This window comes from candidate division KSB1 bacterium (assembly GCA_034506335.1).
GTDB lineage: Bacteria > Zhuqueibacterota > Zhuqueibacteria > JANLFK01 > Oleimicrobiaceae > Oleimicrobium.
Window position 1 is genome coordinate 71,589 of sequence record JAPDPR010000002.1, and the last position, 16,688, is coordinate 88,276.

A 16,688-nucleotide genomic window follows, 5' to 3' on the forward strand; every position below is an offset into this window, starting at 1 on the left:
TCATTCCTCGTGCCGTCGCGATGGTCGATTTTTTGCACAGTTTGGCGCGGCCTTGGGTATGCCCAGGCCAGGGCAAGCTGAACCACAACGAGGTGTGCGAGGTATGAGGGACGAACTGGTGGACACCCTTCCCGAGGCGTCAGCGGTGGGGTGCGACTTTCCAGAGGTGGCGGAACGGAGTGGCAGCAATGCCTTCGGGTTCGATTACTACTATCCCATGGTGAGCCACAACCCGCAGATTCGCCAGATGCTATCGCTTATCAAGAAGGTGGCGCGCAGCAATGCCACCGTGCTCATCCAGGGCGAGACAGGAACCGGTAAGGAGATGATGGCCGGGCTGATCCAATTACTCAGCCTGCGGGCGGACAAACCCTACATCCAGGTCAACTGCGCCGCGCTGCCGGACCAGCTGCTGGAAAGTGAGCTCTTTGGCCACGAGCGCGGCGCCTACACCGGAGCCTACACCACACGCATAGGGAAGTTCGAGCTGGCCGATAAAGGCACACTGTTCTTGGACGAGGTGGGCGATATGGCCCTCCCCACGCAGGCCAAGATCCTGCGCGTGCTTCAGGAGCAGCGTTTCAGCCGGCTTGGTGGCAACCGGCTTATCAACGTAGACGTGCGCCTTATTGCCGCCACAAACAAGGACCTGGAGCGCGAAATCGAGCTGGGCAACTTCCGGCTGGACCTCTACTACCGGCTGAACGTGGTGCAGATCAACATCCCGCCGCTGCGGGAGCGCCGAGAGGATATCCCTATCCTGGCAGAGTATTTCCGACGCAAGTTCGCATCGGAAATGAAAAAGGAAGTGGGCGGATTTACCCAAGAGACGATGCGCCTCCTCCAGAACCATTCCTGGCCGGGGAACATTCGCGAGCTCAGGAACTTGGTCGAACGCGCGGTAATCGTCGTTGGCGAAGGGAAGCCCATAACCCCCAACGAACTCTCCCTTTCGGGTAGGGACTATTTCGCTGCGGGTGGGCAGAACCGCCGCCGCTCTGAGAGCACTGGGGGCGGAAGCCTGAGCACTCTGAACTTGGCGGAACTAGAGCGCACAGCGATTCTGCAGGCTCTGGAAAGGACAGGATGGGTACAGAAGGAGGCCGCGCAACTGCTCGGCATTTCGCCGCGCGCCCTCAATTACAAGATCGCTCTCCACAATATCACTCATCAGTCGTGGAAAAAGCATGTGTGAGGCAATGGGAAAGAAAGCTACAGAGAAGCTTTTGCTTGTGGCGTTTTGGGCGTTGCTGCAAGTGACCTCCGGAGAGGCCGGTGACTTGGTCGTCGTGTGGGAACCCAACAGCGAACCCGACGTGGCCGGGTATATCCTCCACTACGGCACGCGCCCGGGGTTCTATCAGGTCTCTCTTGACGTAGGCCCACGCACGCGCGTAAGAGTGGGGCCGCTGCAAGACAGCGTCCGCTACTACTTCGCCGTGTCTGCGTATGACTGCTGGAGTAATGAGAGCAAGCTCTCCCGGGAAGTAGCCGGTGTCCCCGGCGAGGGGGAGTTATTGCCCTCTGAGTTCAGGTTGTACCCGTGCTTCCCCAATCCCTTTACCCGAACCACGACGCTCACGTTTGACCTGCCCGAGCCGACACCACTTGAGTTTCGCATCTACGACCTGCGCGGCAAGCTAATCAAGAGCTTACGGCCGCAGAGGGTTAATGCGGGGGCAAATCCACCCGTCGTCTGGGACGGCTCGGACGAGAACAATCGGCCAGTACCCGCCGGGATCTACTACTGCCAAGGTATTGCGCCCGGTTTTCGCAGTCGACCGGTGGCAATCATCCGCGTGCGATAGGACTCTATCTCACTACCGCCACTGGCACTGTCGTTCGCCCGTCCGCGGATGAAACCCGAAAGAGGTAACGGCCGCTGGGCACTGCCGTTCCCCAGCAATCTTTTCCATCCCAAATGAGAGTATGCCAGCCGCCCGGCTGCACCCCCTGTTCGAAGCGTCGCACCTCCCGGCCTGCCCCATCGAACAGCTCAACGACCACCGGGCCACTAGTGCGCACCTGGTAGTGCAGTGCAGTGTGCTCGTTGCAGGGGTTGGGAAGACAGTAGCCGGGACTATGTGGGACAAGGTCTGCCTCTCTCCTCGTCTGCATCACCGCAGTTTGGGCAAAGAAAAAGTCGCACAGCCTTGCGCACAGGGTTGCGAGGGTTTCCTCGCCTGCTACTGTCTCCAACGGTATTGCCACAAAGACTACCTTGCCAGGCTGAGTACCGTCAGGGAAGAACCCAGAAAACTGCACGCCCGCAACCAGCTCCGTCTCCCCATACAGTAAACAAGGTGCACCACCATCGACGGGCACGATTACATCTCCGCCCCTCTCCGGGTACGGTCTTGTGCCATATTCAAAACGCGTGCCTTCCCACACCGACCAGGGCGCGCCCACTGCCTCATTGGTACCGGCGCTGTCCTGTACCCAATCCGCCTTCAAGAAAAGACGAAGAAACTCCTCTCCCATACCGCCCGACTCCGCGTCCAAGGCAGAAGCCACGTTGGAGCCGCAAAGAAGAAGATTGCCGCCGCCACGGAGATAGTTCTTCAAGGCCTCCTGTTCAATGTCCGTCAACGGTCGGTCCTCGGCACCCGCGTCCCCCACAAACCACAAGACCGCCTCATAATCGGGTAGTTGAATGCTCCGGTCAGCTATCGCGTCGTCGCTGCACGTGTGAAAGTGCGCGCCCGCTGCGGCAAGGGCCTGACCGTAGATGAAAGCAAACCAGTGAGCGGGCAAGGACCAGACGCTACCTGGGCCCCAACGGTCAAAGCCATCGACGATGAGCCAGCGCGGCGGTGGACCATGATAAAGCCCGTACACATCCGAGGGAACACTGGCGTTCCTCTGTGGCGAGTTGTCGAGCGCGATGAGGCGGAAATAAAGCGGACGCGAAACCGTCGCCGAAAAAAGCCTTGCCTGTGCCTGATGCCCCAGCGAACTCTCCGTATCTAAGAGCCGCCACTCGGCGTTGTCGAAGGAATAGAACAGGCGGTATCCAAGGAGGTCTTCAGCCAAACTGGGGTACCAGGAGACCTCGATTCCCTGGTTGGTGTGGCGCACGGCCCGGAGACTGGGCACTGCTGGCGGAAGGGTATCTTGTGGCAGCACCTCCACGCTCACAGCCGCGGTGGCCTGGTTGCCGCGGGTATCTTCGGTGAAAACCATAACCTGATACAGGCCAGGAGCCACTTGCGCCGTGTTCCAGTAACCATTGGTGTTCACTGCGTTGGTGACAATGTAGACATGGCTGGAGGTGGTCGAGAGGCCTTTGAAATAAACGTTGTGCACAAAGCTGTCGTCAGGTTTCTGGTCGAACTGAAACCGCACACCGTCATTGGTCGGTTCGTAGACCACCGCGCTTCCGTCGGCCGTCAGAATGCGGTAACCGATCTTGTACGTGCCATTGTTTCTCCGCGAAACAGGGGAATCTGGCGGGCCGTTTTGCTCATCTACTTTGGCGACAATATCCACCAGCCCGCACACCCGCCGGTCCACAAACTCCCGGTCGCTGCCGTCCGCAAAGAGCCGCACAAAGCGAATAATGGGCGGGTAAGGGTCCACATACGGTGTCAGTCCGCCGCTCGCCCGCAAGGGGTTAATCTCCGAACCTGAGTAGCCATCGATGAAATGGACATGCCCCATGCCCGTGAGGATGATGCCTAACACCGTCTGGCTTTGCCACACTTGGTCACCCACTTCTAGGGCGGGGTTCGGCTGGATGTGCACGTAGGCGTATTCCCTAACCCGCACGTAGGCGTTGGAACCAGTTGCGCTGAGAGAGGTGATGCGCTGGCTTTGCACTGGGTAGACAGGGGTACCGTCGGGCTTGGGGATGTCCACACCGTTGTGAAAGTGGTCGGCCGGATCGGTGTCCCTAAATTCGCAAAAGGTACCCGTAATCTCTTGACTTGCCGTAAACGGCGTCACCGGCCACGGGTACTGTGCCTGCGCGGTGCCAACCGCGTGCATGGCTGCAACCAGCACTAAGCCTACGCAGCGTCTGCTATTCATCACAGCGCCTAAGCACTACGTAGTGGTTAGAGAATCCGACTGCTATGGTCTTCAGATCGCGCGTGGCATGGACCACCGGCACAAGTGCTTCTTGCCCGGAGAATGTGTGCCGGTCTAAAACCTCTCCCCGGTGATCAAGGATTGCCATCTCCATGTCGGCATGCACAAAATGCGCATCCTTCAGCCGGGCGGCGGCGGCGACTACTGCACAGGTGTCCAGGGATGCCGTGGCAGCCACTGCCGCCACAAAATGTTCTGCGGAAGGTAGCTCGTTCCACGTCCACTGAATGCCTCCGCTGCCCAGACTCAAGAAGGAAAGTGAGCGCTTTTCGGCTAGCAAAAGGCGGCGCCGGTCAGAGGAGAAGAGCACCTTTCGCGTCAAGAGCGGAAAGGTCCCTAGCCTCTCTCCCTTGACATCGAACACTTCCGTGAATCGAAGCAGGCGCGTGTGGTGGCTTTGCCACGTATAGCTGGAAGCCACGATTAGTGCGCCCCACGGGGCAACCGCGATGCTGGCCGCCATCTCTCCAGCAAGCGGTCGGCGCCACTTCTCCTGGCCTTCCGGGGAAAACACGACGGCAGTGGCATGGTTCGTGTCCGCAAGTCCATGGCCGGCTTGTACATAGCATTGGGTCACCACCGCTACGCAGGAGCCATGGGCGTCGGTGGCCATGGCAAGCGGGCGCTCCTGACACAGTGGAGCATCCGGAAAGAGGTTCACCGTGCGGCGGCCGCCCCTGGCGGTGTGAAACTCGATCCGGGCATCCGCAGCCCACCCGAACACCACACCCTCGCTACCAACCAGAACTGCCCCTGGATATTGCTCCGCCAGTTTCCCTTGGGTTTCATAAGAGCCACGTTCTTGACCACGCGCATCGTAGACCTGGACTCGTGTGACCGGCTTTTCCGGTGGTCCGAGCGTATGCATCACACCCAGCAATCCGCTTTCAGCTTCCGTCAGCACTGAGGAACCACGAGGTCGCATCATGACCTTTCGGAGTTCTCCCCTCTCGTCCAGAAAGCGAACGGCCTCTGGCGTAATTGCCGCTGTCGGGCAGACGGTGGCGGGTCCACTCCATAGCCATTGGACCACTGGCTGAGACCACCTCGCCGGAACAGGTTCCTCGCGCCAGCGCCAAGGTCCGGATGCTCGCTGTTCTTTCGCACCAGAAGCGAAAAGCAGTGGCATCAGGACCAGCCACAAGCTGCACCTGGCCATGTCTATTCCTCGCGATACCGATTGGTGATGGGCATGCGCCTGTCCTTGCCAAACGCGCGGGGAGTGATCTTGATGCCTGGCGCCGCTTGCCGGCGTTTGTACTCGCTCTTTTCCACCATGCGCACCACCCGCCGCACGGTCTCTGGCTCGAAGCCCAGGGCCACGATCTCAGCAATGCTGAGGTCCCGCTCCACGTAGGCCTCCAGGATGGGATCTAACACCGCATAGGGTGGCAAGGAGTCTTCGTCCTTCTGGTTCGGCCGCAACTCGGCTGTGGGCGGCCGCTGTAGTACTGACTCGGGAATGATCTCTCGCCGCCTCGATGCATTGAGGTAACGAGCCAGTCGGTAGACCATCGTCTTGGGGACGTCCTTCAAAACCGCGAACCCACCCACCATATCGCCGTAGATGGTGCAATACCCTACGCCAAGCTCGCTCTTGTTACCAGTAGCCAGGACCAGCCAGTTGAACTTGTTCGCAAGGGCCATGAGGATGTTGCCGCGAATGCGCGCCTGAATGTTCTCCTCGGTAACATCCTCGGGCAAACCACGGAACTGGTCAGCCAGCATCTCGCGGTAGCACGCCACAGTTTTGTGTATCGGCACGACCTTCAATTCGATGCCCAGATTGTGCGCCAGCCGCTCGGCATCAACTAAGCTCCTCTCGCTGGTGTAGATTGATGGCATGCTAACCCCGGTTACGTGCTCGGCCCCCAGCGCATCCGCAGCTACAGCAGCCACCAGTGCAGAATCGATCCCTCCGCTCAATCCAAGGACTACATGGGCAAAACCGTTTTTTCGCACATAGTCAGCCGTGCCCAGCACCAGCGCCCGCCAAATCTCTTCTTCCACAGTCAAGGATTCTTCCTGCCGTTCTGGCAATGGCGCACGTGCTCCCTGAGGAAGATCTGGCAAGCGCAGGCGACGCTTACGGTACGGCGAGCGGAAGGAGCGCCTCCGCGCCGCAAATTCGGCATCCTTCCGCCGCAGGCGCGCGACCTCAGCCACATCAAGATCCACGACGATCATATCTTCCTGAAACGCCTTGCCCCGCGCGAGGACTTCGCCGGTGGGCGCAATTACCAAGCTCCGCCCGTCGAATACCAACTCGTCTTGCCCCCCCACCACATTGCAGTATGCAAGGAAAATCCTGCAGTGACGGGCGCGCTCCGTCATCATTTCTTCTCGCTCCCTCCCCTTCAGAGCATGGAACGGGGAACAGGAGATGTTGACCACTACTTGGGCTCCACCGCTAAAAGCGAGGGTTTCTACCACACCATCCTGGACCCAGAGGTCCTCGCACACGGAGACGCCTAACCGCACCGAATCTATATCGATCAACAAGACCTCGCGGCCGGGAACAAAGTACCGCTTTTCGTCAAACACCCCGTAGTTGGGTAGACAAATTTTGTAGTACTGTGCTGCCAGCTTACAATCAGCGATCACGGCGGCAGTGTTGTACAGCCCGGCCTGGTCGCGGTGCGGAAACCCTACCACCGCGACCAGACCCCGACATGCAGCGACTATGCCTTGCAGCGCCGCTTCGCTGTCCTCCACAAACTTCGGACGGAGCAGAAGGTCTTCGGGGGGGTAACCGGTCACCACCAGCTCCGGGAAAAGCGCCACTCTTGCCCCCGCCTCCCGGGCGCGATCAAGACTCTCAATTACCAAGTGGGCGTTTCCCGCCAAGTCCCCGACCGTGGGGTTCAGTTGAAAAAGGGCTATTCTCAGCGTTTCGTTCATGCCGTAGGTGTAGGGTCGGTTCGTCCTTCCTCTAGAGCCTGCACCGGTCCTCCTTCAGTAATCATTAGCTGTAGGCCTCGCTCAATGCCGTGAAAAGGGGTGGACAGGAGGGTTCGGGCCAGCTCTGTGCGCAGGCTCACGTCTCGCGGCCGCGGTGCCACCTGATGATGGTGGGCCATCGCACGCATTTGGAGAAGCGACTCTTCAAACCTCAAAAGGCGGGCAAGCTGCACACCAAAGGTAAAGCGGTCCACTCTCTCCGGCCCTGCCAGGTGTACGACGCCCACCCAGGAATGCGCGCATAGTTCGAGCAGAGCCGCGGCCAACTCTGAGACCAAAATTGGGGTGCGGAACTGGTCGGTAAACAGCGGCACCGGTTGCGCCGCTGCCAAGCGCTGCTCAATCCACGTGGAGAAAGAGGAGCCCCCGGTCCGAGGCCGACCGTAGATGAGTGCGGACCGTGCGATCACATAGTTGGCACAGTGTGCGCGCACCACCTCCTCCCCTTCCACCTTTGTCGCCCCGTACACGTTGATTGGATTTACGGGATCGCTCTCGGCATAGTGGCCCTTGGACCCGTCGAAAACCATGTCCGAGGATACGAACACGAAGCGGAGGCCGCGGTCACCGCACCACTGCGCCAGCAGCTGCGCTGCCCGGACGTTCACCACCTGCGCCTCTTCAGCATGCGTCTCGCAGTAGTCCAGATCGGTCAGAGCCGCACAATGCACGATGATATGGGGCATAACCTCATCGAGGATGCGTCTCAGGGCCTGCGGGTCGCAAAGATCCAGCCGTACTGCGCGCACGCCCGGCAGGTGAAAAGCCTGACTGTGCCACGTGCCGTACACCTGCCACCACCTCGTCGCCAGGGCAGCCACATGCCCGCCCAAGAAGCCACTCGCCCCGGTGACCAGCAGGCGCGGCGCCTCACTTCGCGCCCCTTGCATCAGCCAGTCACAGGTTGGCCTTGGGGCGACGCCTGCCGAACTGGACCGCGCAGGGCGCGTTCTTGGGGACCAGCGCCTGCACCTGTGCACACCACAGCGCGGCAAAGGTTCGACAACTCCGCGCGCCGTCCACTGCCTCCTCCTTAGGGAAGGAGGCATATTGGCACCGCAGGTCACAAAACTTGATGCGCGCAGTGGTTACACCCGCATTGTCATCATCTGGCATCTGTGTAGCTCCAACTTCCTTGCAGCGAAGGGCTCGCTTCTCCCCCCTCTAAGCGATGGCCCCCGGAAATGTGTTGATGGTGTGGCCAGAGTTTCGTATAATCCAACAGCACTACCCATCTTGTCCGCCTAAGGAGGCAAGGGAACTCTATGCGTCTGAAACTCATAGTGGTCGGGGTGCCGAAAAACAGCCATATACGTGCCCTGGCGCAGGACTACCTGGAGCGACTTGGACGCTATGCCACCACCCAGGTGGTGTACGTCAAAGACCAGCCGGGCGCTCATGCCGCGGCTCGCCTGGAAGAACGACTCCTGGAACGGTTGGGCCCCCATGAGTACCTGGTGGCACTCGATGCTGGAGGGCGAATGTTATCCTCGCCCGAGCTGGCCGCCTTCCTGGGTACCCATGCGACGACTGGTGTCCGAACACTCACCTTCCTCATCGGAGGACCTGTCGGGCTCGGAGAGCGGGTCAAAAAGCGGGCCGACTTGGTCTTGTCGCTCTCACCCATGACCTTCCCGCACGAACTCTGCCTGGTTTTGCTCCTGGAGCAACTCTACCGGGGCATGAGTATCTTGCGGGGCGAGCCGTACCACAAGTGAATCACTTGAGTCAGCGTGAAAAGGCCGTCGGCTCTGGGGCGCTGTTGCGCGTGAGTAGTGCACTTCCTGCCACGGCCCACTTGCTCGGTACCGTGCACTGCGCCGGCGGGTGGAACCTCTGGGGAGCACCGGCGCTACTCAAGGATTTCCAAGGTTGCATGTTTGCCGGATTTGCGGGCTACGGCGCTCAGCAACACGCGGATAGCGTGCGCGGTGCGGCCATTTTTGCCGATGACCTTGCCCATGTCCTGCCGAGCCACACGCAGCTCGTACACGATCGTCGTCTCCCCGTAGACCTCCGACACCTTGACCTGGTCCGGATCGTCCACCAGATGTTTGACGATGTACTCCAGGAACTCCTTCATGGCTATCCCCTTCCTTTTCGACAAGTCCGTTCCGCGATAGCCGGCGAACCCCAGAGTCGGGCGAAGTGGTACCTGGTGCGCATGCCTCTGCACATCGTCGCGTTCACGACGGCCTCTGTCGCGGGTACCTCTGAGCATAATATACCCCACCGCGTGCACATTGTCAAGGAAAAAAGTGTATCAGTTTCCAGGTGCTGTGAGAAGTAAACGAAGGAAATGACGGTGAAACTCAAACGTCAGCGCCAAAACCACCGCGGATTGACGATTGTTGCCATAATTGGCCATTCTCGGGCCGGATGTTGAACGCTCTATCACTATTGCGGTACATGGCTTTTGATCTCTTAGCATCGTCTCTTGACTTTTGGCAGGATAGCGCTATATTTTGTCCCGTTGTTAGCACTCTTCATAAGAGAGTGCTAACAGCTCGAGGTGGACGGTACACATGGAACAAGGTAGCAAAGGAGGAGCAGCTATGAACATCAAGCCGTTAGCTGACCGTGTGGTGATCAAGCCTCTGGAGCCCGAGGAAAAGAAACAAGGGGGGATTATCATCCCCGACACGGCGAAAGAGAAGCCGCAGCAGGGCGAGGTGATTGCCGTGGGGCCAGGCAAGGTGAGCGAGTCCGGACAGAAGATCCCCATGGAAGTGAAGAAAGGCGATCGCGTGCTTTATGGTAAGTACTCAGGCACAGAAGTGACCGTAGATGGCGAGGAACTGCTCATCATGCGCGAGAGCGACATCCTTGCGATCATCTAATAATGAGCTTTTCTCGGGTTCAGACAGCTTCGTAAGAATTGACGGGAGGTAGAGCAATGCCAAAGATCATCAGTTTCGATGCCGAAGCGCGAGCAGCAATCAAGCGCGGTGTAGACAAACTGGCCGATGCGGTGCGTGTGACCCTGGGTCCGAAGGGGCGCAATGTCGTAATCGACAAGAAGTTTGGCGCTCCCACCAGCACCAAGGACGGTGTGACCGTTGCAAAGGAGATTGAACTGGAAGATCCCTTCGAGAACATGGGTGCCCAGTTGGTGCGGGAAGTGGCTTCTAAGACCAGCGACGTGGCCGGCGATGGCACCACAACGGCGACGATCTTCGCCCAGGGCATTTTCCACGAGGGCATGAAGAATGTAACCGCCGGCGCCAACCCTGCGCACTTGAAGCGCGGTATTGATATGGCGGTGGCCGCCGTGGTTGAGGAGATCAAGCGTCTGAGCAAGCCCCTGCCGGGCAAGACCGAAATCGCCCAGGTCGGCGCCATCTCTGCAAACAACGACAAGAGCATCGGCGACCTCATTGCTGACGCCATGGAGAAGGTGGGCAAGGACGGCGTGATCACCGTCGAAGAAGCCAAGTCCACCGAGACTACGCTCGAGGTCGTCGAGGGCATGCAGTTCGACCGCGGCTACATCTCTCCGTATTTCGTCACCGACCCTGACAACATGGAGGCGGTGCTGGAAGAGCCGCTGATCCTCATCCACGACAAGAAGATCAGCGTAATGAAGGACCTGCTGCCCATTCTGGAGAAGGTCGCGCAGATGGGTCGCTCCCTGTTGGTCATCGCCGAGGATGTGGAAGGCGAAGCCCTGGCTACCCTGGTGGTGAACAAGCTGCGTGGCACTCTCAAGGTGGCGGCGGTGAAGGCGCCCGGCTTTGGCGATCGCCGCAAGGCCATGCTGGAGGACATCGCCATCCTCACCGGTGGCCGCGTGATCTCCGAGGAAGCAGGCTTCAAATTGGAGAATGCCACCACTGGTGACCTCGGTCGGGCCAAGCGGGTGACCATTGACAAGGACAATACCACCATCGTCGAAGGTGGCGGCGATCCTGCTGCCATCAAGGGGCGTATTGCCCAGATCAAGAAGCAGATTGAAACCACCACGTCTGATTACGATCGGGAGAAGTTGCAGGAGCGCCTAGCCAAGTTGGCCGGTGGTGTGGCCGTGCTGAACGTCGGTGCTGCCACGGAAGTGGAGATGAAGGAGAAGAAGGCGCGCGTGGAGGACGCATTGCACGCAACCAGGGCGGCCGTCGAGGAGGGGATCGTACCGGGTGGCGGTGTTGTGTTCATCCGCGCCCTTCCGGCCCTGGACAAGCTGAAAGTGGAAGGCGATGAGAAAGTGGGCGTGGACATCGTCCGCCGCGTCCTTGAGGAGCCGGTACGGCAGATTGCCGAAAACGCCGGTTGGGAAGGTTCCATCGTCGTCCAGAAGGTGAAGGATGGCGAGGGCGCCTTTGGGTTCAACGCCGAAACCGAGAAGTTCGAAGACCTGATGAAGGCCGGCGTGATTGACCCCACCAAAGTGGCGCGCGTTGCACTGCAAAACGCTGCCAGCGTGGCAGGCCTCATGCTTATGACCGAGGCCCTCATCGCGGAAAAGCCGGAGAAAGAGAAATCCACGCCGTCGATGCCGCCAGGCAGTGACATGTATTGATGACGGGCACAACCCTAAACCCCCGCAGCGTGCTGCGGGGGTTTTTTGTTTTGCCAAGGGGAATTTGCCTTGACTTTGTACTATTATTTTGATAAATTGAAAGCCCCAAAAAAACAATAGCTCGGGCGTCTGTGCAGCAGCGGTCAATGCCTTGTGGAGTCGACTCTTCGCTTGGACGTTATTAGGTTGAGCAACATGGTTTTCTACGCCTACCACGGCGTGGACGAGGGCGAACGCGATGCTGGTCAGCGCTTCGAAGTGGACGTGGAACTGGCTGCTGACCTCCGCCTGCCAGGACGAACTGACCGCCTGCGCGACACTATCGACGCCAGACAGGTTTACCGTGTGGTGGAGGAAGTGGTCATTCAAGGGGATTTTCGGCTGGTCGAGGCCCTGGCAGAAAACATTGCCGCGGCGCTGTTGGAACATTTCCCGGTGCAGGGGGTAGTAGTGCGGGTCCGTAAGCCCTTTGCCCCAATTCCAGGGGTGTGCGATGGCATCGAGGTGGAAATTGCCCGCGAAGCGTAACCCCTGCAAGAGAGCAGAGGTCTATCTCAGCCTGGGCAGCAACATGGGCGATCGATTGCGCAACCTCACTTTGGGACTGCAAGGTATAGCGGCTTTGCCGGGGACCTCTCTTTGCGCTGTTTCTTCTTTGTATGAGACGGAGCCTCTCGGCCTCGAGGAACAGCCGATGTTCTTGAACCTGGTGTGCAAAGTGACCACCTCATTGCCTCCCCGCGAGCTGCTGCGACTGCTGCAGGCGATCGAAGACCGCCTTGGCCGACAACGAACACAGAGATGGGGGCCGCGCACCCTGGATATCGATATCGTGCTCTACGATCGGTTGACCTACTCGGACGCCGATCTCTCTATTCCACATCCGCGCTATGCCGAGCGGCGCTTCGTCCTGGTCCCGCTGGCGGAACTGGCACCCTCGCTTCGGCCTCCAGGAGCAGGCGGCAAGAAGGTCCTCCAGCTGCTTGCTGACTGCAGAGACACCAGTGTGGTACAACGCACCACGCAAATCGGCAGCATGGCCATACCCTGGGGTGAAGTGTGAAACGCGACTACATTGCCATCGAAGGTGTTATCGGGGTCGGAAAAACCAGTCTGGCCACCAAACTGGGGGAACGCTATAACGCACGTGTCATCTACGAGAAGCACGAAGAAAATCCCTTTCTGGCGGATTTTTATCGCGATCCACGGCGTTATGCGTTCCAGACGCAGATGTTTTTCTTGCTCAGTAGATACAGGCAACAGCAGGAGATCCCGCAGCGCGATCTGTTCCACGAAATGGTCGTCGCCGATTATCTCTTTGCCAAAGACCGGATCTTCGCGCACCTAACTCTTGAAGACAGAGAACTGTGGCTCTATGACCACATCGCCTCCGTGCTTGAGCAAGATATCCCCAAACCAGACCTGGTCATTTATCTACAAAGCACTCTGGAGCGACTGATGCAGAACATTCGCAAGCGGGGGCGCGCATATGAGCGGAACATATCTGAGGAGTACTTGCGCTCGCTCAATGACGCGTACAACCAGTTTTTTTTCCACTATGATGCCACACCGCTCCTGGTGGTGAATACCACGCAGATCGATTTTGTCAACAATGAGGAGCACTTCGAAGACCTGGTGCGCCAGATCGAACGGCCCCTCTCCGGGACCGAATACTACTCCCCTTCGCCCTGGTGAACTCATGCTTTTCCGTGTACTTCTCCTTGCCCTCCTTGCCTATTTGGCCCTAAGAGTGTGGAGGTTGCTGGCTGGTTTCTTCACCTCACAACGGCCCCCTGTGAAAGGGGCAGGCCGGCAGCCCAATCCGCCCCTTGACCTGGAAGGAAAGGATGTGGAAGAGGCAAAGTATCGCGAAGTGAATGACGACTCAGCGGGCAGGGATCAATAATGGAGAGCTCGAGGGATTGCACAAAGGACGCCCGAGCGCGGGAGCAGGGCAACTGAGATGCGTGTCTATCGACGAGTGATCAAATACGTGCTGCGCTACTGGAAGGAGCTGGTCGCTTCCTGTCTCTGTATGGTCTTTTTTGTTGCCTTCAGCACTGTGTCCGTTGGTCTGGTCATGCCCTTTGTCAACCTGCTCTTCGGGGCTCAGGAGCAGCAGGCCGCGGTCGCAAGCTCCGGTGCCGCGGGGTTGTCCCTCTCTGATGTGCAAAGGCCAGTGCCCAACCTCCGTCAGCAACTGGAATCACGGCTACAAGGGATCTTTTCGCGCTACAGCCGGCCCCACGCCTTGCGCCTTCTGTGTGTGGTCATGCTCGTCGGCTTTTTTCTGAAGAACCTCTTTCGCTTTGGCCAAACCTACTTCATGGCGCCGGTGGAGCAAGGGGTCATTCGCGATCTGCGCAATGACCTGTATCGCCATTTTCAGCGCCTTTCACTGGACTTCTTCCACGGCGAAAAGGCTGGACAGCTGATCTCCCGCGTCACGTACGATGTCACGGTGATCAATGCCTCCATTACGGCGGCCATCAATAGCATTTTCCGCGACCCGCTGATGATTCTTATCTACCTAGGCGTGATGTTAGTTTTGAGCTGGAAATTGACGTTGGTGGCGGCTTTGGTCTTTCCCGGGGCGGGTTACTTTATCGCGAAATTCGGTAACAAACTCAAGCGGGATAGCCTCCGCCAACAGGAGCGCATTGCCGACCTGACCTCTATTATCCAAGAGGGCATCTACGGGGCGCGCGTCATCAAGGCGTTCGCGCGGGAGCAGTACGAGATCCGTCGATTCGAGCGTGAGAATCAGCGCTTTTTCGACACAGTGGTGCGCATGACGCGCATACGCAAGCTGGGCCCCTGTGTGACCGAGTACATCGGGGTCATTGTGGGCGTCCTGGTACTGTACGTCGGAGGCATGGAGGCCCTGCGCGCCCACGGCTCTCTGTCGCCAGGCGCCTTTGTGCTGTTCCTCGGCGCCCTGTTTTCCATCATGGAGCCCTTGAAACTCCTGGGGCAGGTGCACAATGCCTTGAAGGAAGGCGTAGTTGCGGCGCAACGCGTCTTTTCCGTTCTCGACACGCCGCCACAAGTGGCGGACAGACCAGGCGCAGTGGTCCTTCCGGATTTCCGCCACGAGATCGTGTTCGACAACGTTTCCTTTGCCTATGACCGAGACACTGAGGTCCTGCGCGAGGTTTCCTTGCGCATCAAACGGGGCGAAGTGGTAGCCATTGTCGGCCCCTCCGGTGGAGGGAAGTCGACATTGGTTGACCTCTTGATTAGGTTCTACGACCCCACTTCGGGCCGCATTCTGATTGACGGCCACGACCTACGCGATGTGACGCTCGAATCCCTTCGGCGGCTCTTAGGCATCGTCACCCAGGAGACCATCCTTTTCAATGACACGGTGCGGAACAACATTGCATATGGCCTGGATGGAGTCCCTATGGAGAAGGTGATTGCCGCAGCCAAGGCGGCAAACGCCCACGACTTTATCTTGGAAATGCCCCAGGGGTATGACACTGTTATTGGCGACCGTGGCGTGAAGGTTTCCGGCGGCCAGCGCCAGCGACTGGCGATTGCGCGCGCCATTCTCCGTGACCCACCCATCCTGGTATTCGATGAGGCCACCTCAGCGTTGGACACCGAGTCGGAAATGCTGGTGCAGCAGGCGATCGCCAACCTCTTGCATGGACGCACTTCGCTCGTCATTGCGCATCGCCTCTCCACCGTGAGGAATGCCGACCGCATCGTCGTTTTGGACCAGGGGAGAGTAGTGGAGGCGGGAACCCACGAGGAGCTCATGCGTACCAGTGGCCTTTATCGCAAGCTATACGAAATGCAATTCAGCGTATGAGAGAAGGCAGCATCGACACCACAGGCAGCCTGGACCGAACGTTGGCGGCCATTACACGTGGCGCGCTCTACGTAACCGTGGCCGCCATGCCGTTTAGCATCGCGGTGACGCAGACGGCGCTGGCCGTCGCCGTGCTCGCCTGGTTATCTCGAATGGCGGTGCAAAGACGTCTCCTTCTGCAGCGCACGTCCTTAGAACTGGCTTTTGTTCTCTACGTGGCGGCCGAACTTGTCGCCCTAGTCTTCTCCGTGAACGTGCCCAATGCGGTCGTGTATCTTAAGCGGCTGCTGCTCATCGCCACCGTGTACGTGGTGGGGAGCAACGTGGAAAGCGAGCGCACCCTGCAGCGCCTGATGGCTACCTTTCTCCTCGCAATGTCGTTGTACTCACTGTGGGGCGTGGGTTCGTTTGTGGTGAACCCGTCAGTGCGAGTGCGGCACATTCAGAATTCTATGACCGCCGGTGGCCTGACCATGATGGCGACCGTTGTGGCCGCAGCGGTAGCCTGCGAACAGAAGGAGACAAGAGTCCGACTTTTGGCCCTGGCAGCGGCGATTGCCAACGGTGTGTGCCTTTTCTTGACTAACACTCGCGGCTCATGGCTGGGTCTGGCAGTTGCGCTGGTGGTCATGGCCTCGCTTGTCGACTGGCGCCTGGTGGTGGTCGTGCCGGTTTTGGCCATTCTGGCGTATCTTGCCGTGCCAGGCGAGTACAAGGCTCGGGTCTCTCACTTTTTCGACCCGCACTACCGGACCAACGCCTACCGTATCACTTGGTGGAAGACCGGGTGGCGCATCTTCAAGGACCATCCGGTTACAGGCGTGGGCGATATCGATACAGGCGCTATCTACCGGCAGTACATGGGGCCCGAGGAGACGCAAGCGGTGGGGCATTTTCACAACAACTTTGTGCACATTGCGGTGACTTTGGGCGCTCTCGGTCTTGCGGCGTTCACCTTCCTGATGGTCCGCATCTTGCTTTTGCTGGTGGCGGCGCGGCGAGCAGCGCGCTCACCGGCCCTGCGAGAAGTCACATTAGCCGGTCTGTGCGGCTTTGTCGCCTTTCTCGTCAATGGCCTTTTCGAGTGGAACTACGGGGACGCCGAAGTGGCTACACTTTTGTGGTGGCTGGTGGGAATGGTGGTAGCGGCTGTCGTACTCACTCGACGCTCGCTGGCTGTGGGCGCGATGGTAGTGGAAGTTCCTGGATGAGATCGCCCACGAGGCGCACCTGCCCGCATTGGTCCAGGTGCGCCTCATGGGGCCTGCACCTTGCTGAGTTTCCTTATACAGGGCGTCACCCATC

Annotated in this window: 17 protein-coding genes; 11 read left to right on the plus strand and 6 right to left on the minus strand. The window is 59.0% G+C overall.

Annotated features, from left to right (window positions below):
- Nucleotides 1-103 precede the first annotated feature (103 nt).
- Nucleotides 104-1,195, plus strand: a complete 1,092-nt coding sequence (locus tag ONB25_01450) for a sigma-54 dependent transcriptional regulator (GenBank protein MDZ7391553.1) — start codon at nucleotides 104-106, stop codon at nucleotides 1,193-1,195.
- A gap of 4 nt (nucleotides 1,196-1,199) precedes the next feature.
- Nucleotides 1,200-1,808 (plus strand): hypothetical protein, encoded by a 609-nt coding sequence (locus ONB25_01455; protein MDZ7391554.1) that lies wholly within the window; start codon nucleotides 1,200-1,202, stop codon nucleotides 1,806-1,808.
- 4 nt (nucleotides 1,809-1,812) lie between these two features.
- Here the strand turns inward: ONB25_01455 and ONB25_01460 are convergent, their stop codons facing one another.
- The 5 genes from ONB25_01460 to ONB25_01480 all read right to left on the minus strand — a co-directional run bounded on the left by ONB25_01460 (nucleotide 1,813) and on the right by ONB25_01480 (nucleotide 8,166).
- On the minus strand, nucleotides 1,813-4,029 hold the full coding sequence (locus ONB25_01460) for a hypothetical protein (GenBank protein MDZ7391555.1): 2,217 nt from the start codon (nucleotides 4,027-4,029) through the stop codon (nucleotides 1,813-1,815).
- On the minus strand, nucleotides 4,022-5,017 hold the full coding sequence (locus ONB25_01465) for a hypothetical protein (protein ID MDZ7391556.1): 996 nt from the start codon (nucleotides 5,015-5,017) through the stop codon (nucleotides 4,022-4,024). Before ONB25_01465 ends, ONB25_01460 begins: the two co-directional genes overlap by 8 nt.
- A gap of 233 nt (nucleotides 5,018-5,250) precedes the next feature.
- Nucleotides 5,251-6,990 carry an NAD+ synthase gene (locus tag ONB25_01470; GenBank protein MDZ7391557.1) on the minus strand — a complete coding sequence of 580 codons (1,740 nt, stop codon included), beginning with the start codon at nucleotides 6,988-6,990 and terminating at the stop codon, nucleotides 5,251-5,253.
- Nucleotides 6,987-7,940: an SDR family oxidoreductase gene (locus ONB25_01475; protein ID MDZ7391558.1), complete on the minus strand. Its 954-nt coding sequence runs from the start codon at nucleotides 7,938-7,940 to the stop codon at nucleotides 6,987-6,989. Before ONB25_01475 ends, ONB25_01470 begins: the two co-directional genes overlap by 4 nt.
- Nucleotides 7,941-7,947: 7 nt before the next feature.
- Entirely contained in the window at nucleotides 7,948-8,166 is a 219-nt protein-coding gene (locus ONB25_01480; protein ID MDZ7391559.1) for a hypothetical protein, read from the minus strand.
- 149 nt (nucleotides 8,167-8,315) lie between these two features.
- Here ONB25_01480 and ONB25_01485 point away from each other — a divergent pair, with 149 nt between their 5' ends.
- The gene (locus tag ONB25_01485; protein ID MDZ7391560.1) at nucleotides 8,316-8,768 is read left to right on the plus strand and encodes a 23S rRNA (pseudouridine(1915)-N(3))-methyltransferase RlmH; all 453 of its coding nucleotides are present in this window, start codon (nucleotides 8,316-8,318) and stop codon (nucleotides 8,766-8,768) included.
- Between the two features lie 134 nt (nucleotides 8,769-8,902).
- On the opposite strand, the gene ONB25_01490 is transcribed toward ONB25_01485, so the two are convergent.
- Complete coding sequence (locus ONB25_01490; protein MDZ7391561.1) at nucleotides 8,903-9,133, minus strand: KH domain-containing protein; 231 nt, start codon at nucleotides 9,131-9,133, stop codon at nucleotides 8,903-8,905.
- A gap of 472 nt (nucleotides 9,134-9,605) precedes the next feature.
- Between ONB25_01490 and groES the strand changes: the two genes are divergently transcribed.
- The 8 genes from groES (at nucleotide 9,606) to ONB25_01530 (ending at nucleotide 16,594) form a co-directional block, all read left to right on the plus strand.
- Nucleotides 9,606-9,890 carry a co-chaperone GroES gene (gene groES / locus ONB25_01495; protein ID MDZ7391562.1) on the plus strand — a complete coding sequence of 95 codons (285 nt, stop codon included), beginning with the start codon at nucleotides 9,606-9,608 and terminating at the stop codon, nucleotides 9,888-9,890.
- Between the two features lie 56 nt (nucleotides 9,891-9,946).
- Nucleotides 9,947-11,566, plus strand: coding sequence for a chaperonin GroEL (gene groL / locus ONB25_01500; GenBank protein MDZ7391563.1), 1,620 nt, complete (start codon nucleotides 9,947-9,949; stop codon nucleotides 11,564-11,566).
- 171 nt (nucleotides 11,567-11,737) lie between these two features.
- The gene (gene folB / locus ONB25_01505) at nucleotides 11,738-12,094 is read left to right on the plus strand and encodes a dihydroneopterin aldolase (GenBank protein MDZ7391564.1); all 357 of its coding nucleotides are present in this window, start codon (nucleotides 11,738-11,740) and stop codon (nucleotides 12,092-12,094) included.
- Complete coding sequence (gene folK / locus ONB25_01510; protein MDZ7391565.1) at nucleotides 12,078-12,629, plus strand: 2-amino-4-hydroxy-6-hydroxymethyldihydropteridine diphosphokinase; 552 nt, start codon at nucleotides 12,078-12,080, stop codon at nucleotides 12,627-12,629. Before folB ends, folK begins: the two co-directional genes overlap by 17 nt.
- Nucleotides 12,626-13,261, plus strand: coding sequence for a deoxynucleoside kinase (locus ONB25_01515; GenBank protein ID MDZ7391566.1), 636 nt, complete (start codon nucleotides 12,626-12,628; stop codon nucleotides 13,259-13,261). The genes folK and ONB25_01515 overlap by 4 nt, the downstream gene beginning before the upstream one ends.
- 4 nt (nucleotides 13,262-13,265) lie before the next feature.
- Nucleotides 13,266-13,472: a hypothetical protein gene (locus ONB25_01520; GenBank protein MDZ7391567.1), complete on the plus strand. Its 207-nt coding sequence runs from the start codon at nucleotides 13,266-13,268 to the stop codon at nucleotides 13,470-13,472.
- A 57-nt stretch (nucleotides 13,473-13,529) separates the two neighbouring features.
- The gene (locus tag ONB25_01525; GenBank protein ID MDZ7391568.1) at nucleotides 13,530-15,383 is read left to right on the plus strand and encodes an ABC transporter ATP-binding protein/permease; all 1,854 of its coding nucleotides are present in this window, start codon (nucleotides 13,530-13,532) and stop codon (nucleotides 15,381-15,383) included.
- Complete coding sequence (locus ONB25_01530; GenBank protein MDZ7391569.1) at nucleotides 15,380-16,594, plus strand: O-antigen ligase family protein; 1,215 nt, start codon at nucleotides 15,380-15,382, stop codon at nucleotides 16,592-16,594. Before ONB25_01525 ends, ONB25_01530 begins: the two co-directional genes overlap by 4 nt.
- Nucleotides 16,595-16,688: the final 94 nt, after the last annotated feature.